The organism is Halobacillus andaensis, assembly GCF_014636475.1.
In the GTDB taxonomy this organism is placed as follows: domain Bacteria; phylum Bacillota; class Bacilli; order Bacillales; family Halobacillaceae; genus Halobacillus_A; species Halobacillus_A andaensis.
In genome coordinates this window covers 834,083-854,521 of the sequence record NZ_BMEL01000001.1, presented here as the reverse complement: position 1 = coordinate 854,521, position 20,439 = coordinate 834,083, and the positions used below count along the sequence as shown (strand labels likewise).

The following is a 20,439-nucleotide window of genomic DNA, read 5'->3' as shown; positions in this document are numbered from 1 at the left end:
GGAATTCAGAATGAAACTAAGAACGCCAATGCCAGAGTTGCCTGAAGCAACAAAATGGTACAATAGCGAACCTATTTCAAAAGAAGATCTAGTTGGCGACAAACCAACCCTTATCCACTTTTGGTCTGTAAGCTGCGGGCTTTGTAAAGAAGCGATGCCAAACGTGAATGAGTTTCGTGATGAATATAGTGAGGACCTCAATGTCATCGCTGTGCACATGCCTCGTTCAGAGAAAGATCTGGATTTAGATCAAATTAAAGAAGTAGCTGATGAACACGGGATTACGCAGCCAATCTATGTAGATAACGAACACAAACTTACAGATGCATTTGAAAATCAATACGTTCCTGCTTACTACGTATTTGATGAAGAAGGTAACCTTCGTCACTTCCAAGCTGGCGGTGGCGGTATGAAGATGCTTCGTAAACGCGTTAATCGTGTGCTGGGTGTTAACCAAAAATAATAAAAAGTGTTAAAGCTTGCAGGAGAACTTAATGTTTTCCTACAAGCTTTTTTTACTTATTTAATGAACATTTCTTTTATGAAACGAAATTTTTTTAGGTAAAAAAGAGCTGAGTAAACGGTCACTTCGAGAGTACGCTGAAAAAGTCCTTTCTAATCTTAAAAAGCCTCACGAATCGCTTTTCGGTGGATGCTTGCCGCGGGCATGGCCTCAGCTAACTTGACCAAGAAGATCACTTGACCACGTGGATCTTCGGCTCGCGCTGTTCCCGCGACGCACCGGACGTGCTAGTGTCGATTAAAACCGGCCACAGGACGTGGCCGGTTTTAATCGACCAGGCGTCACCACCGAACGCTCATCGTGAAATCCACAGAGTCCTATCTAATTCGGAGCATGCGCGTTCAAGGTGCGACGGCGCCAAGGCCTAATGTGAAGCGAATCTTTAAACTCACGAAGGAATAGAGGGCTTAGAATCCCTTATTGAAAAGCTCATTACTTTAATACCTTCAGTTTTTCAGTGCCCTCCACTCCGACCTGCGGGGCTTCTCCTGTCTGCTCGTCCCACAGGAGTCGGCACTTTTTCCGTTCCTTTGACCAGAATAGAATCTTGAAACCCTCGTAGAGTGAATGCCCTTTTGCAAACGCTTTTTTCATAAGGGCACAGTTGGAGTAAATGATTTTGCCAGTGATCTATTTCGAAAAAGGGGCTTAGGAAACGGCGAAACTCCTGCGGGAAATGTGAATAAGGTGTGGCCCCGGAGGGCTGATAAAGCCCGAGGAGGCACACCATTCGCCCGCGGAAAGGGAATCGTTTCCTAAAACCATTTACTCTCTCTAACACAAGGAAATTTACACTCTTTAAGGATTCTCTACAAGCTGACATCCTCATATTTGAGGCTGTCTTTTTATATGATAGTGGTAGCTTGTTTTTTAAGCGTATTTGTTTATTTTTTCCTAAATTTTAAAAAAATTAGTCAAATGGGTGGAAATTTATTTCGATACTCGATATATTAGTTAATACGTTAAAGAAAGAGGAGGGTAACCACTTGGATATTTTTAAAAAATTGAAACCGTTTTATTGGCCTTATCGATCTTACTTTTTCTGGTCGGTATTCTCGCTGTTATTTGTCACCGGGATTACCGTTGTCTACCCGATGGTGCTTCAAATTACCATTGATGATGTGGTCATGGAAGAGCGATACAACCTCATTCCTTATATATGTATCGTCTTTGTCATCCTGATGTTGTTTAAGGGAGTGGCTACATATTTTCATCAATACTTAGGAGAATATTTCGGTATTAAATCCGTGTATGTATTGCGTGATGAGTTGTATAAAAAGTTGCAGCGTCTTCCATTTAAATATTATGACAACGCTAAAACTGGAGATATTATGTCTCGATTAACAGCGGATGTAGAAGGTTTTCGTTTTTTCCTAGCCATGGGATTTTCTGAGCTTATCCGTATTACTTTGTTAATTGTTATTAGTTTAAGCGTGATGTTTTATTACTCTGTTCCTCTCGCTCTTGTAACGATGGCTGCTATGCCTTTCTTAGGCTTTGTCGTGTATCAATTTGATCGGCGTGTCCATCCCGCCTTTCGAAAAATTAGAAAATCATTTGGAAAATTAAATACACGAGTGCAGGAAAACATTAGCGGGATGAACACTGTTAAATCTTTATCAAGAGAAGACTTTGAAGTTGGGCGTTTTCTTGATCGAAGTGAGCATTACCGCTCGAACTATATAACGACTTCGAATATTTGGGCGCGTTACTTTCCGTTAATGGAGTTCATAGGAAACGTCTGTGTAGTTGCCCTTCTTGCCTATGGTGGGTACCTCGTCGTCGATGGGTCTTTACAATTAGGTGAATTAGTAGCCTTTTTTAGCCTCGTTTGGTACATTCTTGGACCTCTTATGAATTTAGGCTTTGTTATAAACCTTTTTTCTCAATCTAAAGCTTCAGGTGAAAGGTTGTTAGAAATTTTAGAAGCCAATGAAGATATTCAGGAAAAAGAAGATGCAATCGTTCAAGATCGCCTTAGTGGTCATGTGACGTTTGATCAAGTCACACTCACTTACACCGAAGATGACGATTCCGCATTAAAAGATATTAGCTTTGATGCTCCTCCCGGCACTACGATCGGATTAATCGGGGCTACCGGCTCAGGGAAAACGAGTATTACTCAATTGATTACTCGATTCTATGAGCCTGAAAAAGGGCGCGTACTGGTTGATGGCCGTCCTGTAGCGGATTATGGACTTAAAACGCTGCGGAAAAATATTGGCTTTGTGCTGCAAGAATCTTTTTTATTTTCTACGACTATTAAGGAAAACATTGCTTATGGCAATCCTGATGCCACGCTGGAGGACGTAAAAGCTGCAGCGAAGAGAGCCCAAGCCCATGATTTTATTATGGCTATGCCAGAAGGCTACGATACACTTCTAGGTGAACGAGGGATGGGATTATCTGGAGGGCAGAAGCAGCGTATTGCGATTGCGAGAGCGATCCTCATTGATCCTGCTATTTTAGTGTTAGACGATGCCACATCTGCTGTAGACATGGAAACTGAATTTCAAATTCAAAAGGCCTTAAAAGAAGTCATGAAGGGACGTACCACATTTATTATTGCTCACCGCATTTCTTCATTAAAGCACGCAGACGAAATTTTAGTGTTAGAAGAAGGTTCGATTGTGGAGCGCGGTTTACACGATGAGCTGCTTAAAAATGGTGGTCCTTATCAGCGCATTTATGATATTCAATACCAGGATAAAGAGAAAATATTAGACTCATCCAACATCTCATAAACAAGGGGGGAGAGAAATGGCTAGAAAACCAAAGCATGTACCAGAAACCAATAAACACTTAAACCGGTTTAAATACACCCAGGATTTGGCAATAGAAAAGCCTTTTAATTGGTCTCAGCTCATGCGTCTGCTGCGATACGTCAAACCGTATTGGAAAACATTATTGCCGATCTCCATCATTGCTATGCTTGTAGCGACAATTGTACGATTAGTCGTGCCGATCCTTATAGGTAAAGTCGCCATTGATATTGCAATTGCAGAAGGAAACACTAATTTACTCATTCAATTAGTGGTTGGTGTGGCTATCATGTACTTATTAAGCTATGTCGCAAACATGCTTAGGATTAAGTATGTCAATATCTTAGGTCAGAACGTCATTTATGATTTACGTCATCATCTTTTTTCGCATGTTCAAAGATTGTCACATAAATTCTTTGATACACGATCGGCAGGATCTATTCTTGTACGTATCATGAATGATATTAACTCCTTGCAAGAACTTTTTACGAATGGGATTATTAACTTGTTAATGGATGTCGTTATGCTGACAGGAATTATCGTAATCTTATTCGCGTTAAGTCCAAAACTTGCGATTGCGATCCTTGTGATCATGCCAATTATGTTCTACATCTCTACTAAACTGCGACGTAATATAAGACGTTCTTGGCAGCAAGTTCGTATTCAGCAATCTCGACTCAATTCCCACCTGAATGAAAGTCTTCAAGGGGTGAGAATTACACAGTCTTTTTCACAGGAAAGAGAAAACTCAGAGTACTTCGATGGTGTAAACTCAGATAATTTTGAGTCGTGGAACGTAGCCACTCGAAAAAGTGCGATGTTTCGTCCTTTTGTTGAAATGAGTAATGCAGTAGGTACGGTGATCTTAGTCGCGTACGGCGCTTACCTTATTTTACAGGAAGGAATGCCAGTCGGAACATTTGTATCCTTTGCTTTCTTCCTCGGTATGTTTTGGGAGCCGATTTCAAGACTTGGGCAAATGTATAATCAGCTGTTAATGGCGATGGCCGCTTCAGAGAGAATTTTTGAATTTCTTGATGAAGAGCCTAATGTTGAAGAACATGCAAATGCTGTACCGTTAACAAACATGAAGGGTCGGATTGAGTTTGATCACGTGCAGTTTGCCTATGATGAAAAGAGAATGGCGCTGCATGATATTAATTTAGAAATGAAGCCTGGTGAAACAGTTGCCTTAGTAGGGCATACAGGCTCAGGTAAATCTACCATCGCTAACTTAATCAGCCGTTTCTATGACCCGACAAAAGGCGCTGTTAAAATAGACGGTGTCGACTTGAAGGATGCGACGATCGATAGTGTAAGGCAGCAAATTAGTGTGGTCCTACAAGATACATTTATTTTCTCTGGAACGATAATGGAGAATATTCGTTTTGGCCGGCCTGCGGCGACCGACGAAGAAGTCATGGAAGCAGCAAAAGTTGTAGGTGCAGATGAGTTCATTCAACGTTTAAACCAAGGATACGAAACGGAAGTAGAAGAACGAGGCAGCATTCTTTCAGCTGGAGAACGACAATTGTTATCCTTTGCTCGAGCACTGCTTGCTAACCCGCGTATTCTTATATTGGATGAAGCCACGGCTAGTATAGATACGGAAACAGAAATGAGAATACAAGAAGCCCTTCGTCGTCTATTAAAAGGACGAACGGCCATTATTATTGCTCACCGATTGTCAACAATTCGTGAAGCAGATACGATTTACGTACTTGAAAATGGCCGCATATTAGAGAGTGGTTCTCACGATGAATTGATGGAACAAAAAGGAGAATATTTCGAATTGGTTAAAGCACAATTTCAAATGCTCGATGCGATCTAATAAAGTGCCCTCGTAATTTCGTTACGAGGGCATTATTTTGTCTGTTTGGTGGTATGGTTCATTAGGAGAGACGAAACAAATAGCTGGACAAGACACCGATAATTTTTGTACATTAAATGTAATTCAACTTTGTGAAGTTTGTCACAAAATAGTCATTACTTGTCCTTCTGTAGAGCAGCGTGCCGTTTTATAATAGACGAAGACAAATTTACTTGATTAAGTTCAAGGGGGTACTTTTATGTTTTTTGAAGATAGCGTGACGATGAGCCGCTTACTTACAACGTTAACTTTAGTCTTTCACGTGATTTTTGCGACGGTGGGTGTAGGTATACCGATAATGATCTCCATCGCAGAATTTCTTGGAATAAAAAGAAATGATCAACATTTACAGCTTCTGGCCAGGCGATGGACAAGAGGGATGACTGTGACGATCGCTGTAGGAGTTGTAACAGGGACGGCGATTGGCTTACAGCTTTCGCTATTATGGCCGCGATTTATGCAGATCGCTGGAAATGTGATTAGTCTCCCTTTATTTATGGAAGTCTTTGCTTTTTTCTTTGAAGCTATCTTTCTAGGAATCTATTTATATACGTGGGATCGTTTTAAGAATCCTATGTACCATTGGCTTTTATCTATACCTGTAATTGTAGGTTCAACATTATCTGCCTTCTTTATTACCACGGTAAATTCGTTTATGAATACACCACAAGGTTTTGAATTAGATGGAAATACAGTGACGGACATTAATCCGATTGCTGCTATGTTTAACCCAGCGACACCTACTAAGGTTTTTCACGTCGTCGCATCTTCTTATTTAACCTCGGCAGCAATATTAGCAACGATCGCTGCCGTTATGCTGATAAAGAAGAAAGGATCCACTTATCACAAGAAAGCCTTAAAGCTTACAGTAACAGCAACATTTATCTTTGCTATATTAACAGCTGTAGCTGGTGATTTATCAGCTAAGTTTCTAGCAGAGCATCAGCCTGAAAAATTAGCAGCAGGGGAGTGGCACTTTGAAACTGAAAGTGGTGCAGACCTCGTTTTATTTGGGACGCTAAACGAAGAGGGAGAAACAGAAAACGCCATTCGCATCCCGAAAGCATTGAGCTTTTTAGCATATGGTGATTTTAATGCAGAAGTAGAAGGCTTGAATGAAACACCTGAAGAAGAACAGCCTCCGCTTTGGATCCACTATATGTTTGATTTAATGGTTTCAATAGGGATGTATACTTTAGGCGTATCCGCATTATTCCTTCTGTTCTGGAAAGTGAAGAAGTGGAATGAAGAGAATAATATACTGCTATGGCTGATTGCTACATGTGGACCATTATCCATGTTAGCTATTGAATTTGGCTGGATCTATGCAGAAGAAGGCCGTCAGCCATGGATCTTAAGAGGAATTATGACAGTAGCTGAAGGGGCGACCACTTCGAATCATGTCGGTTTAATGTTTATTTTGTTTACAGCCCTTTATACCGTATTAGGAGTTGGGTGCGTAGTGGTCCTGCGTAAAATGTTTAAAGACCACCCGGCAGAGGCTGAATTTGAAGACCGATATCCTGAAGTTGCAGCTACGAAGGAGGATGAATAATGGGGTATGAGTATATAGGAATTACTGTGCTCTGGATCTTCTTATATGGTTATTTAATCGTAGCTTCCGTAGATTTTGGAGCAGGATTCTTTGCTTACTATGCGAAGCTGACTAAAAAGGATCACATTATGAACAAGCTGATTGCCAGGTATCTATCGCCAGTGTGGGAAGTTACCAACGTGTTCTTTGTCTTTTTCTTCGTAGGAATTGTTGGTTTCTTTCCAGATGCCGCCTTCTATTATGGTCAAGCTTTACTCATTCCAGGCAGTATAGCGATCATCCTGCTGGCCATTCGCGGATCTTTCTACGCGTTTGAAAACTACGGATCCAAAGACAACCATTTGTATATGTTTTTATACGGTGCTACAGGACTGCTTATTCCAGCTTCACTTTCAACGGCTTTAACGCTTTCCGAAGGCGGATTTATCGAGGAAACAGCAAATGGTGTACAGCTTTTGTATGGTGAGTTGTTGTCTAGTCCATATTCTTGGAGTGTTGTTTTTCTAGCGATCGTTTCTGTCCTCTATATTAGCGCTATGTTTTTAACCTACTATGCTTCGAGGGCTAATGACCAGCCGGCTTTAGAGCTTGTCAGGAAATATGCTCTTTTTTGGAGCTCTCCGACCATCATTGCCAGCTTAACTACGTTTATTGCTTTAAGTCAGCATAACCCGGAGCATTATCAAAAAGCGATAGACCTATGGTGGATGTTTGGAATCTCGGTAGCTTTCTTTATGGCAGCTGTTCTTCTTGTATATAGCGGCAGGTACTATGGATGGGCATTTATAGCTGTCATGTTCCAGTTTTTCTTTGCCTTCTTTGGCTATGGAGCCTCCCACCTGCCATATATTCTTCAACCATATATTACGATTACAAGTGGAGCCACTCATGAAACGATGGGGATTACTCTTGTCATTGTCTTTATAGCAGGCCTATGCTTGCTCGTCCCATCTTTATATCTGCTTATGCGTTTATTTTTATTCGATGCAGACTACGTAAAAGGAAATAAGTAGGCAGGCTGGGCTAAAACTGAATATAGCATAAAATAATCCGGACGAGTTTATTGAAATCAGTTCGGATTATTTATGTTAAAGAGAATTCAAACCGCTCCGTCAAAATGATTCGCTTTACGTGGGCACGGCCTCTGCTTCCTCGGAAAGCAAAGAGCGCTTTCCTGCGGGATCTTCGACTCGCGCTGTTCCCACAGGAGTCTTCGCATTTTGACTACGCTAATGATCTGCATTTATACAAATGTTCGTTTTTTGACATGCCTGTTTTACTTATAACCCAGTCTCTTTATTTTTATGGGATACTTAGTAATAGATGGACCGTTGACCGAAAATTTTTTACACCTAAAAAATGTGATAGAATAACGGTAGATGTTAAATGAATTTTGGAGGCTAGACGAATGAAAAAAGAATTTGCCGTGATAGGGCTAGGTCGTTTCGGCGGCAGTATTTGCCGGGAATTGAGCCGAGAAGGTATGGAAGTATTAGCTCTTGATTTAGATGAAGATAAAGTAAATGAATATAGGGACATTGCTGCCCATGCTGTTATTGCGGACTCAACAGATGAGAATGTGTTAAGAGAGTTAGGTATACGTAATATTGATCACGTTATTGTAGCCATAGGCGATAATATTCAAGCGAGTATGTTAACAACGTTGATGTTGAAGGAATTAGGGATAAAAACGATAACAGTGAAAGCACAAAATGATTACCATGAAAAAATCTTAAGTAAAATTGGTGCAGATCATGTCGTTCACCCGGAAAGAGATATGGGGAAACGAATTGCGCATAATATTATTTCCAATAATATATTAGATTACATCGAGCTTTCAGATGATCACAGTGTAGTAGAAGTAAAAGCAGGCAGTAAAATGAGCGGCCGAACCTTAGTTGATCTAGATATCCGTGCAGAGTACGGATGTAACGTTGTAGCGATTAAGAGGAAGAAAGAAGTTATTGTATCTCCAATGGCTACTGAAGAGATTCACGAGAGCGATATTTTAATCGTCATTGGTGCGGATAAGGATATAAGTCGTTTCGAGAAAAATTTAGTGGTGGAAGATTAAAAGAACCTTAGAGAGGTTCTAAGGGTGTTGAAGAAGCTTAGCCGGAGATAACTATGGTTCCTTCATATTTATCTGGTGAAAAGGAACAGAAAAAATGCCGCTTTCCGCGGGGCAAGACGGAAAGTCTCCTCGATCTGCGATCTCCGGGGCCTATCCTGTCTGCTCGTCCCGCAGGAGTCGTTACTTTTTCTGTTCCTTTTATCAAATTGGGTTTTGAAACCATAGTATGAATACCCGGCTTTGTTTTTCCAATGATCGATTATTGAAAAAGGGTTGCAGGAAACGGCGAGACTCCTAGGGGAGATACGAATAAGGTTTGAACCGGGAAGGTATAAGCCTGAGCAGGCACAATATTCGCCCCGGAAAGGGACTCCCCCTTTATTCTATTGAACGAAAGAAACTTACACATGCGTAAAAAATGTAGAGACCGGGACATAAGTAAAGCAATTGTGTAAAAACCGAACGTAGACTTTGACTAGAATAAAGCAGATTATTGCGTAGTCAAAATGCGTAGACTCCTGTGGGAACAGCACGAGTCAAAGATCCCACAGGAAAGCGCTCTTTGCTTTCCGAGGAAGCTGAGGCCGTGCCCACGGAAAGCGAAGTATTTTGACGGAGCGATGGTGAAAATTCTTTCTTGCACATAAGTAATCCGAGCTGATTTCAATAGAATCGTTCGGATTATTTTATGCTTTATTCAGTTTTGTCACAGACTCAACAAGCTGAGAACCTTATAGAGGTTCTTTTTTTATATGTAATAATATGGTTTTCTGCCGTATGGTTTAAATTTAATGGGGAAGGGAAAAAACATAGATAAAGTGTTTTTAGCGAAAGGAAGGATCTCTCTTGGCAGAACAAAGAACAGGACAAATTCTAGTCGATCTATTAATAAATTGGGGTGTTCATCACGTCTATGGATTACCCGGCGATTCCATAAATGAACTTATTGAAGATTTGAGAAAGAGAAAAGAAGAGATTGAGTTTATTCAAGTTAGACACGAAGAGACCGCGTCGTTAGCTGCAGCAGCTCATGCCAAATTAACAGGCGAACTAGGAGTCTGCATGTCGATTGCGGGTCCAGGCGGTATTCATTTATTAAATGGATTATATGATGCGAAATCTGATAAAGCACCCGTTTTAGCTATCGTTGGTCAAGTGAATAGTGAAGAAGTAGGGACAGGAGCTTTTCAGGAAATTAATTTAGAAAAAATGTTTGATGATGTGGCTGTATTTAACAAACGGGTTCAAACAGAGAAGCAGCTTCCCGATCTAATGAATCAAGCGATAAGGGAAGCTTTTACTCATAAAGGTGTTTCTGTACTCGTCGTACCTGATGACTTATTTGGAAAGAAACATTCCTATGATGTAAAGTTGACATCATCAAGCTATTACCGACCAGAAATCAGTCCTCAGGACAAGCATTTAGAAGAGGCAAAATCGTTAATAGAGAAGGCAGAAAAACCTCTTATTTTAGCAGGTCAAGGAGCTGCGAATGCTAGAACTGAATTAATTTCATTTGCAGAAAAAATTAAATCACCGATTATTTTGAGTTTACTAGGTAAAGGAGTGCTTCCTGATCATCATCCCTTTTGTTTAGGACAGCATGGGCAGTTAGGTACGAAACCCGCCTATCATGCCATGAAAGAATGTGATTTACTGCTTTTAGTTGGAACGCAATTTCCATATCTCGAATTTTTGCCTGATCAAGTTACAGCGATTCAAATTGATAATAAACCAGATCACCTGGGCAAATATTATCCAATTACGCTTGGTCTGGCTGGAGATGCTAAAGAGACACTTGAATCGTTAACGTATTATGTAGAAGAGAATGACAATGCTGCCTTTTTAGAAAAGTATCAAAGCAAAATGAAGAAGTGGAGTGTAGCTCTTCAAGAGGAAAAGCGTTCATCAGAAGATCCATTACATGCACCACAAGTAATGTATCATTTAGAGGAAGTCATGAAGCCGCAAGCCATCGTTTCCGCTGATGTTGGAAACGTTACGGTTTGGGTATCACGCTTTCTGCCTTTTGTTGATCAACGTTTTCTTATATCAGGATGGTTAGCTACGATGGGCAGCGGTCTGCCGGGAGCGATTGCCGCTCAATTGGCTCACCCTGACCGTCAGGTGATTGGAATTAGCGGTGATGGTGGATTTTCTATGGTTATGCAGGATTTTGCAACAGCCGTCCAATATGAGTTGCCTATTAAAATGATTGTTTTAAATAACAGTAAAATTGCCATGATTAAATATGAGCAAGAGCAAATGGGACATCTTAATTACAAAACAGACTTAGGCGAAGTGGACTTTGCAAAATTCGCTGAAGCATGCGGAGGAGAAGGGTACCGAATTGAAACTCATGAAGATTTATCAACTAAAATGAAGCAGGCGTTCTTATCGAATAAGCCAGCGATTATTGATGTGGTTATAGAAGATCAAGCTCCACTGCCAGGTCACATTGATTACCAGTCTGCCGCCAACTTTTCGAAATATATTATAAAAAACTTCTTTGAATCTGGGGACTTAGACTTACCTGATATGAAAACAGCTATTAAACGGCTTCAATAAAAAAACACGCTGGGACAAAACTGAATAAAGCATAAAATAATCCGAACGATTCTATTGAAATCCGTTCGGGTTATTTATGTAATATCGAATGTACGCCGCTCCGTCAAAATACTTCTCTTTACGTGGGCACGGCCTCAGCTTCCTCAGAAAGCAAAGAGCGCTTTCCTGCGGGATCTTCGGCTCGCGCTGTTCCCACAAGAGTCTTCGCATTTTGACTACGCTGAAGATCTGCGTAATTACGAATGTTCGTTTTTTTGACATCTATACTTATGTCTCAACCTTGTTTTTTGCAGGCTGTCGAGAAAGTCCCGATAGCCTGATTTCTTTCATTTTTCACCGCGTTCAATGTCTTCTCCTAGATCAGTGATCACTCGCCATGTCTGGAAGGTCGACAAAAGCTATTGTCATTTGTGTGGAAAAGAGAAAGTGAAGGAACAGGTGCTGTTCACGGATACCTGCCAGAACATGAAAAAAGATTGTCCTCCATCTAGCAAAGTTGAGCGAGGTGAAGGATAGTCTTTTTCTGTCTTAATGAAATTCCAAGGAGCGAGGCCCCTTCCACTCCTGCGGAAGAACGAGTGTGCCGAGATCGCCGAGCGTAGGTTTCGCGAGGAAGCTCGGGTGCTCGTCCGCGGAAAGGGAAGGGGCCTTCGCTCCTGGCAGCAAGAAAAAAAGCTTGCAGAAAAACAGGGATTTTCCACAAGCTGAAAAAACAACCTCACCTGAATAGTGAGGTTGTTTTTGTTTATACTTCCATAATAATTGGAAGGATCATTGGACGACGCTTCGTTTTCTCAAATAAGAATGGAGCGATCGTATCCGTAATTTCATTTTTAATTTCAGACCATTGAGTCGTTTTGCGCTGCATCACTTTATCCACATGCGTGCTTACAAGCTTTTGAGCTTCTTTAATAAGGTCTTCTGATTCTCTCATGTATACGAAACCTCTAGAGATAATATCAGGACCTGAAGCAATCTTGAATTCCTTCATGTTTATACTTACAACAACAATGACTAGTCCTTCTTCTGAAAGGATCCGGCGGTCTCTTAGTACGATGTTCCCGATGTCGCCAATTCCGCTGCCATCGACATAAACAGAACCAGACGGTATTTTGCCGGCAATCATAGCTTCGTCTTTACCTAAGGCAAGGACATCACCATTGTCCATTACGAAGCAATTTTCAGGATCTAAACCGCAATCTTCGCTTAGATTCACGTGCTCTTTAAGCATACGGTATTCACCGTGAATCGGCATAAAATACTTAGGCTGAATTAGACGAAGCATAAGCTTCATTTCTTCTTGACTGCCGTGACCAGATGTATGAATATCGTTTAATGGTCCGTGGATGACATCAGCTCCCGCACGGTAAAGCTTATTAATCGTACGGCTGACACTTATCGTGTTACCAGGGATTGGGGAAGAGGAAAACACGACAGTATCTTTCGGCTGAATTTGAATTTGACGGTGAGTACCATTAGCGATTCTGGATAATGCAGCCATCGGCTCACCTTGAGAACCAGTACATAAAATTGTAACTTCATGAGCTGGGTATCGATTAATTTGATTAGCCTCGATAAATGTTTCTTTTGGAGCTTGAATATATCCAAGTTCTTGACCGATCCGAACAGAGTTTTCCATGCTCCTGCCAAATACAGCAACTTTACGATTATACTTTACTGCAGATTCGATGACCTGCTGTAAGCGGTAAATATTTGATGCAAAAGTAGCAAATATTAATCTTCCATCTACACGAGTGAAAATATCTTCAATACCTTGGCTCACTACTTTTTCCGACTTCGTAAATCCAGGAACTTCACTATTTGTGCTATCAGAAAGTAGTGCAAGCACGCCTTCCTTACCAAGCTCAGCCATACGCGCAAGGTTAGCTGGTTCTCCAACAGGGGTGAAATCGAATTTGAAATCTCCAGTGTGAACAACATTACCTGGAGGCGTTTTAACTACGATTCCGTAAGAATCAGGGATACTATGCGTCGTACGGAAGAAAGAAACCGATGTTTTGCGGAATTTAATAACATCGTCTTCCTGAATTGTGTGCATGGTTGTACTTCTTAGCAGACCGTGCTCGTCCAGCTTATTACGAATTAAACCTGCAGCTAACTTTCCTGCATAAATAGGGATGTTAATTTCACGCAGCAGGTAAGGAATACCGCCAATGTGATCTTCGTGCCCGTGCGTAATGAATAGCCCTTTAATTTTATCTTCGTTTTGAATGAGGTACGTGTAATCGGGAATCACGTAGTCAATTCCTAATAACTCGTCTTCAGGGAACTTAATTCCAGCGTCAATGAGGATGATTTCGTCTTGGAATTGAACTGCATAAGTGTTTTTACCGATCTCGCCAAGTCCGCCAAGAGCAAACACAGCGGTTTGGTCATTTTTCACAAACTTCATAGATTACACATTCTCCAATTGAAAATCTTCACTTTGCTTTTCGTATTCCAAATGTTCCTCATTTAACACTTGGATATATTCGATATTCAACTTCTTTTCAAATAATTTCTCACGTACTTCTCTTTCTGAATTCGCTTCCACGTACATAGCCTGCGTACGTTCGCGAACAGGAACTTCCTTAGAAAGTTCCTGATACAAAACTTTGTATACCATTCCATTATCTCTCCTTACTAGATATAATTTCCACATTTGTTCTAAGTGTAATGATAGCACGATTCTTTTGTTATAGTCATAAAAAAATTAAGGTGAAACCGTCATATTCCGCTATATGACATTTAATTTAAGCATAGCTCTTACGTTCCATGATCTTTTTCCAACGTTTTCGAAGCTTTCTTCTTAGACGCTTCATCATGTGCATCCATCTCCTTTCACCGATGAAGAAAGACACTAAAAACGTTAAACCGCCCAATCCCTGTTATCTATAGTATAATACGGATTGTCGTAGAAAGAAACATTTTGACTTGTTCAATTTGTTATATCTTTCGTAAAACTTCTCAAATATATCCACTCATGCTAAAGTATAGCCAGCATATAAATAATGTTTCTGGAAATCTTGGAGGTAAAAAAATGACGAAGAAGATTGCTTTTTTTGATATTGATGGAACCTTGCTAAACCACGATAAAGAGTTGCCTGTGGAGACGATCCAGGCAATCAAAGATTTGCAAAATAGCGGAGTATACTGTGCGATCGCTACCGGTCGTGCTCCTTTTATGTATGAACACATAAGAGAAACCCTTGGAATCGATTCCTATGTTAGTTTTAATGGTCAATATGTTGTTTTTGAAGGGGAAACGATTTATAAGAACCCTCTGCCGCATTCGCATTTAGAGGAGCTTTACCATGATGCAAAATCACAAGGGCACCCGATGGTATTTATGAATCATGAAGGGATGAGGGCCTCTCAGCCAAACAAACCTGAAATTGAAACTAGTTTAGGTTCCTTGCATTTTCAATACCCGCCTGTAGATGAAGAATTCTATAAGAAAAACGAGCTCTACCAATCGCTTGTTTTTTGTGAAGGAAATGAAATTGACCATTATCGAGATTGTCATCAACAATTTGATTATATCCGCTGGCATCAATACTCTTGTGATGTACTGCCATCAGGAGGCTCAAAAGCACAAGGTATTAATCAAATGATTCAAGCTGCAGGCGTTAAGTTAGAAGATACGTATGCATTTGGTGACGGTTTAAATGATATAGAAATGATCCGTGATGTCGGAACAGGTGTGGCGATGGGGAATGCTGTGGATGCCACAAAACAAGTGAGTGATTATGTAACAACTGATGTGGCAGAAGGCGGACTCGTAAAAGCTATATACAAATTAAAACTTCTATAAAAGTAAAAAGGACTGCCGATTTTACGGCAGTCCTTTTTAAAAGAAAAAATTACTATGAAATTATCGGTCTACTGCGACTGCGCCTTCAGGCTCTTTAAACGGATTTTCAGCATCGATATGATCATAAAACATTACGCCGTTTAGATGATCAATCTCGTGTTGAAAAACAATCGCAGCGAAATCCTTCAGTCTTAGTTTAACCTCATTACCTGTAAGGTCAGTTCCTTTCACTGTAATTCTGCGATACCTAGGTACATACCCGGGCACTTCACGATCCACAGATAAGCATCCTTCACCAGTTGATAAATAAGATCGTTCAACAGAATGACTTACGATTCTTGGGTTAAATAAACCGTAGCTGTATAATTTATCTTTTAAATCATAAAAATGTACAGCGAGCATGCGTTTATTCACATTAATCTGAGGTGCGGCAAGCCCAACCCCGGGTCTTAAGCCATAGCGCTCACATACCTGCTCATCTTGACTGTTCTTTAAGTACTGAAGCATATCCAGTAAAATAGCTTTATTTTCTTCGGAAGCAGGCAATTCTACATCTTCCGTAACTTTTCGTAAAGCAGGGTGACCTTCACGAACGATATCTTCCATCGTAATCATTTGCGACATCCTTTCTATAAACCCATTCCAAATTATTTTAACACAGAAAAAAGCGGTTTTGACTTCGATAAATATTATTCAATTAATACTTCCAATCCTTTCAATTTGTTCCTTTTTATTATAATATTGATGGTATGATTTAGAAAATACATAAGATTTTTTAAGCATGAGGGGGAAGAAAGTGCGTTACTTAAAAGTTATGGCGTTGCTTGCTGCAGCGACTTTTTTAATGGTCGCTTGTTCGAGCCAGTCACCAGAAGAACAGATGTATGAGCACATGGAAGAGGCAGTCAGTCTAGAGGAGAATTTTAGAGAACAGCAAGAGCCGTTGCAAGAATTAGAGCAAGAAGAAGAAGAGATTTATAATCAGATTATTGAAATGGATTCTGAAGACATGGAGAATATTCAGGAGTTATCTGCAGAGGCTGGCTCTATAGTAGAGGAAAGAAAAGAACGAATCGATACAGAAAAAGAAAGTATCGATGAAGCAAAAGAAGAATTTGATGAAGTTAAATCTTTGGTAGATGAACTTGAGTCTGAAGAGGCACAAGATAAAGCTAATGAATTGATTGATACGATGGATAATCGATATGAGGCTTATCAGGACCTTTATGACGCTTATCAAACGGCTCTTGGTCTAGACAGTGAACTTTATGAAATGATGCAAGAAGAAGATTTAACAAAAGAAGACCTTCAGTCTAAAGTAGATGAAATTAATGACAGCTACAATGAAGTGATCGAAGCCAATGAAGTTTTTAATCAGTATACGACGGACTATAATGAGATGAAGAAAGAATTTTATGATGCTGCTGAACTTGATGTTAACTATGAGGAAGCAGAATAGATAGATAAACCAGCTGAACCAAATCAGCTGGTTTTTTATTTGCATCTCCATATAAAAAATCGTAAAATTAATACAGGTCACAAAAATGAGTAGTACAGTACTAAACTTATCGATAGAATCAAACGAGACCTTTACCTTAAATACCGTAACAATTCTTTATGATTATTTAAAAATAGAGTTATTGACGGTTAAGGAAGATTGAGCTAAACTACAATAGGAAAATACATTGTACCAATTATCAACTTACTAAAATTGTAACAGTTTAGCTTATATGCCAGCTAGGATTAATAAAGTTTGGTTAAGGGTAAATTCAATAAGAGGAAATCGGTACAGTTTTTTTACTTTTTTGGGAACGCTAAATGCAGTATCCAATTTTAAAAATAGAAAGGAAGAGGTGGATTACTTTGAAACGAGTTCTCGAGAACATCGAAAATCAGTTTGAAATGTTTCAAATCCTTAACGAAAAGGGCGAAGTTGTCAATGAAGACGCTATGCCTGATCTCTCTGATGAAGATCTAAAAGAAATTATGAGACGTATGGTATATACAAGAATCTTAGACCAACGTTCAATTGCACTAAACAGACAAGGACGTTTAGGTTTCTATGCTCCTACAGCAGGACAAGAAGCATCACAGTTAGGAAGCCAATTTGCTTTAGATAAAGCAGACTTTATCCTTCCAGGATATCGTGATGTTCCACAGTTGATTTGGCAAGGGCTTCCACTATATCAAGCCTTCTTATTCTCACGCGGTCACTTCAAAGGGAACCAAATGCCTGAAGGAGTAAACGCTGTGAGTCCTCAAATCATCATCGGTGCTCAAATTACCCAAGCTGCTGGGGTTGGACTAGGCTTCAAGAAACGTAAAGAAGACGCAATTGCAATTACTTACACTGGAGATGGCGGTGCTTCACAAGGTGACTTCTACGAAGGAATTAACTTCGCTGGAGCTTTTGGTGCACAAGCTGTATTTGTGGTGCAAAACAACCAGTTTGCAATTTCCGTACCAGTTGATAAGCAGTCTGCTGCACAAACTATTGCACAAAAAGCTGTAGCTGCTGGTATTGAAGGTATTCAGGTTGACGGCATGGACGTTCTTGCTGTTTATGCAGCTACAAAAGAAGCTCGTCAGCGTGCTGTAGACGGAGATGGTCCTACATTGATTGAAACGATGACTTACCGTTATGGACCGCATACGATGGCTGGTGACGACCCTACACGTTACCGTACAGAAGATATGGATAGCGACTGGGAAGAGAAAGACCCAATTGTACGTTTCCGTAAATTCTTAGAATCTAAAGATCTGTGGTCAGAAGAAGAAGAAAACAAAGTGATCGAACAGGCGAAAGAAGAAGTTAAAGCTGCGATTAAAGAAGCAGACAATACTCCAAAACAAAAAGTTACAGATCTAATGGAAAATATGTACGAAGAGATGCCTTCAAACTTGCAGGAGCAATATGAAGAATACAAGGAAAAGGAGTCGAAGTAGATCATGGCACAAATGACAATGATTCAAGCCATCACTGACGCGATGCGCACAGAACTTAAAAATGATGAAAACGTGCTGGTTTTCGGTGAAGATGTTGGTCAAAACGGCGGCGTATTCCGTGCGACTGAAGGTCTTCAGGATGAATTTGGGGAAGAGCGCGTATTTGACACGCCACTTGCTGAGTCAGGAATTGGCGGCATATCAATTGGACTTTCTCTAACTGGTTTCCGCCCGGTTCCAGAAATTCAATTCTTTGGTTTCGTTTATGAAACAATGGACGCGATTAGTGGCCAAATGGCTCGTTATCGTTATCGTTCAGGTAACACTCGTTCAATGCCGATTACAGTTCGTTCTCCTTTTGGCGGCGGTGTACACACACCTGAACTACACGCAGACAGTCTTGAAGGTTTGATGGCTCAGCAGCCTGGACTTAAAGTTGTTATTCCTTCAAACCCTTATGACGCAAAAGGACTTCTTATTCAGTCCATCCGCGACAACGACCCAGTTATTTTCTTGGAGCACATGAAACTTTACCGCTCATTCCGTGAAGAAGTTCCTGAAGAGGAGTATACGATTGAACTTGGTAAAGCTGAAATTAAGCGTGAGGGAACAGACGTTACTTTAGTGGCTTACGGTGCAATGGTTCACTCTTGCTTAAAAGCAGCTGAAGAATTAGAAAAAGACGGCGTAAGTGCAGAAGTGATTGATTTGCGTACGGTAAGCCCAGTAGATTACGAGACAATCTTAGCTTCCGTTGAGAAGACAAATCGTGCGGTTGTTGTTCAAGAGGCGCAGAAACAAGCTGGAATTGCTTCAAATGTGGTTTCAGAAATTCAAGAAAAAGCGATCCTTCACCTTGAAGCACCCGTTCTTAGAGTATCTGCTCCTGATACGGTTTATGCATTTACACAAGCTGAAGAAGTTTGGCTTCCAAACCACAATGACATTGTGGAAAAAGTAAATAAAGTAGTGAACTTTTAATCATCTCTAATAATAGGAGGTAATACCTGTGGCGTTTGAATTTAAACTACCTGATATTGGTGAAGGTATCCATGAAGGTGAAATCGCAAAATGGTTTGTAAAGCCAGGTGACGAAGTAAAAGAAGATGATGTACTTTGTGAAGTACAAAATGATAAAGCTGTTGTAGAGATTCCTTCTCAGGTTGATGGAACGGTAAAAGACATTCATGTTGATGAAGGTGAAACAACAACTGTAGGTACAGTTATCATTACAATCGACGACGGTTCTGAAGATTCAGCTGATGAATCTCAAGAGAAAGAAAAAGAAGAACCTAAAGAAGAAAAAGAAGAAGCTCCTAAACAAGAGGAGAAACAAGAATCGAAAGATGAACAGCCGGCAGTACAAGCTGAAGATGAAGATGTCGATAATGATAAGCGTGTCATCGCTATGCCTTCCGTGCGTAAGTATGCGCGTGACAACGGTGTAGACATCCGTAAAGTTCAAGGTTCTGGCAAGAACAACCGTGTGTTAAAAGAAGATGTTGACAGTTTCTTAAGTGGAGAACAAACTTCTGCAACTAAAGAACAAGCATCTGAAGATACGGCAGAAGAAACAGCTTCTACAGAATCTACTGAACAACAAGCACCTGCAGCAGGCGAAGCTTATCCTGAAACTCGTGAGAAGATGAGTGGAATCCGTAAGGCAATCGCTAAAGCGATGGTTAATTCCAAGCATACTGCTCCTCACGTTACTCTAATGGATGAAGTAGATGTTACTGAATTAGTCTCTCACCGTAAGAAATTTAAAGCTGTAGCAGCAGAGCAAGATATTAAATTAACTTATCTTCCGTATGTTGTAAAAGCACTAGTTTCTACACTTAAGAAATATCCAGTTCTAAATACTTCTTTAGATGACAATACGGATGAAATTATTCAGAAACACTATTATAATATTGGTATTGCAGCTGATACAGATAAGGGACTTCTCGTTCCTGTAGTTAAAGATGCTGACCGTAAGTCAATCTTCTCTATCTCTAGTGAAGTAAATGAATTGGCTGTAAAAGCTAGAGATGGTAAGCTAGGATCAGATGAAATGAAAGGTGCATCTACAACGATCACCAATATTGGTTCTGCTGGTGGACAATGGTTTACACCTGTAATTAACCACCCTGAAGTAGCTATTCTTGGAATTGGACGTATTGCAGAGAAACCAGTTGTTCGTGATGGTGAGATAGTTGTAGCTCCAGTACTTGCTATTTCCTTAAGCTTTGACCACCGTATGATTGACGGTGCGACAGCTCAACATGCAATGAATAACATCAAGCGTTTACTGAACGATCCACAACTTATTATGATGGAGGCGTAAA

16 protein-coding genes are annotated in these 20,439 nt (G+C 40.3%); 13 read left to right on the top strand and 3 right to left on the bottom strand.

The window, feature by feature from the left end; all coding sequences use genetic code 11:
- Positions 1-10 precede the first annotated feature (10 nt).
- From IEV27_RS04395 to IEV27_RS04360, 8 genes are all read left to right on the top strand, one after another.
- Positions 11-463: a TlpA family protein disulfide reductase gene (locus IEV27_RS04395; RefSeq protein ID WP_188376231.1), complete on the top strand. Its 453-nt coding sequence runs from the start codon at positions 11-13 to the stop codon at positions 461-463.
- 1,046 nt (positions 464-1,509) lie between these two features.
- The gene (locus IEV27_RS04390) at positions 1,510-3,267 is read left to right on the top strand and encodes an ABC transporter ATP-binding protein (protein ID WP_188376230.1); all 1,758 of its coding nucleotides are present in this window, start codon (positions 1,510-1,512) and stop codon (positions 3,265-3,267) included.
- A 16-nt stretch (positions 3,268-3,283) separates the two neighbouring features.
- Positions 3,284-5,116 carry an ABC transporter ATP-binding protein gene (locus tag IEV27_RS04385; protein WP_188376229.1) on the top strand — a complete coding sequence of 611 codons (1,833 nt, stop codon included), beginning with the start codon at positions 3,284-3,286 and terminating at the stop codon, positions 5,114-5,116.
- 37 nt (positions 5,117-5,153) lie between these two features.
- Positions 5,154-5,309, top strand: coding sequence for a hypothetical protein (locus tag IEV27_RS04380; RefSeq protein WP_188376228.1), 156 nt, complete (start codon positions 5,154-5,156; stop codon positions 5,307-5,309).
- A gap of 45 nt (positions 5,310-5,354) precedes the next feature.
- Positions 5,355-6,710, top strand: coding sequence for a cytochrome ubiquinol oxidase subunit I (locus IEV27_RS04375; protein ID WP_188376227.1), 1,356 nt, complete (start codon positions 5,355-5,357; stop codon positions 6,708-6,710).
- Positions 6,710-7,723, top strand: a complete 1,014-nt coding sequence (locus tag IEV27_RS04370) for a cytochrome d ubiquinol oxidase subunit II (protein WP_188376226.1) — start codon at positions 6,710-6,712, stop codon at positions 7,721-7,723. The genes IEV27_RS04375 and IEV27_RS04370 overlap by 1 nt, the downstream gene beginning before the upstream one ends.
- Positions 7,724-8,118: 395 nt before the next feature.
- Positions 8,119-8,784 carry a potassium channel family protein gene (locus tag IEV27_RS04365; RefSeq protein WP_188376225.1) on the top strand — a complete coding sequence of 222 codons (666 nt, stop codon included), beginning with the start codon at positions 8,119-8,121 and terminating at the stop codon, positions 8,782-8,784.
- An 846-nt stretch (positions 8,785-9,630) separates the two neighbouring features.
- Complete coding sequence (locus IEV27_RS04360) at positions 9,631-11,352, top strand: pyruvate oxidase (protein ID WP_188376224.1); 1,722 nt, start codon at positions 9,631-9,633, stop codon at positions 11,350-11,352.
- A gap of 745 nt (positions 11,353-12,097) precedes the next feature.
- Here the strand turns inward: IEV27_RS04360 and rnjA are convergent.
- Together rnjA and IEV27_RS04350 are read right to left on the bottom strand one after the other, a co-directional pair.
- Positions 12,098-13,765 carry a ribonuclease J1 gene (gene rnjA / locus IEV27_RS04355; protein ID WP_188376223.1) on the bottom strand — a complete coding sequence of 556 codons (1,668 nt, stop codon included), beginning with the start codon at positions 13,763-13,765 and terminating at the stop codon, positions 12,098-12,100.
- Between the two features lie 3 nt (positions 13,766-13,768).
- Positions 13,769-13,978: a DNA-dependent RNA polymerase subunit epsilon gene (locus tag IEV27_RS04350; RefSeq protein WP_188376222.1), complete on the bottom strand. Its 210-nt coding sequence runs from the start codon at positions 13,976-13,978 to the stop codon at positions 13,769-13,771.
- Positions 13,979-14,392: 414 nt separating this feature from the next.
- On the opposite strand from IEV27_RS04350, the gene IEV27_RS04345 reads away from it, so the two are divergent.
- Positions 14,393-15,166 (top strand): Cof-type HAD-IIB family hydrolase, encoded by a 774-nt coding sequence (locus IEV27_RS04345; protein ID WP_188376221.1) that lies wholly within the window; start codon positions 14,393-14,395, stop codon positions 15,164-15,166.
- Between the two features lie 60 nt (positions 15,167-15,226).
- Here IEV27_RS04345 and def read toward each other — a convergent pair whose 3' ends face one another.
- On the bottom strand, positions 15,227-15,781 hold the full coding sequence (def, locus tag IEV27_RS04340) for a peptide deformylase (RefSeq protein WP_188376220.1): 555 nt from the start codon (positions 15,779-15,781) through the stop codon (positions 15,227-15,229).
- A gap of 181 nt (positions 15,782-15,962) precedes the next feature.
- On the opposite strand from def, the gene IEV27_RS04335 reads away from it, so the two are divergent.
- From IEV27_RS04335 to IEV27_RS04320, 4 genes are all read left to right on the top strand, one after another.
- Positions 15,963-16,625 (top strand): YkyA family protein, encoded by a 663-nt coding sequence (locus tag IEV27_RS04335; protein ID WP_229734827.1) that lies wholly within the window; start codon positions 15,963-15,965, stop codon positions 16,623-16,625.
- Positions 16,626-17,029: 404 nt separating this feature from the next.
- Complete coding sequence (gene pdhA, locus IEV27_RS04330) at positions 17,030-18,112, top strand: pyruvate dehydrogenase (acetyl-transferring) E1 component subunit alpha (RefSeq protein WP_281063570.1); 1,083 nt, start codon at positions 17,030-17,032, stop codon at positions 18,110-18,112.
- A gap of 3 nt (positions 18,113-18,115) precedes the next feature.
- Complete coding sequence (locus IEV27_RS04325; RefSeq protein WP_188376217.1) at positions 18,116-19,093, top strand: alpha-ketoacid dehydrogenase subunit beta; 978 nt, start codon at positions 18,116-18,118, stop codon at positions 19,091-19,093.
- A 28-nt stretch (positions 19,094-19,121) separates the two neighbouring features.
- Positions 19,122-20,438, top strand: coding sequence for a dihydrolipoamide acetyltransferase family protein (locus tag IEV27_RS04320; protein ID WP_188376216.1), 1,317 nt, complete (start codon positions 19,122-19,124; stop codon positions 20,436-20,438).
- The last annotated feature ends 1 nt before the right edge of the window (position 20,439 follow it).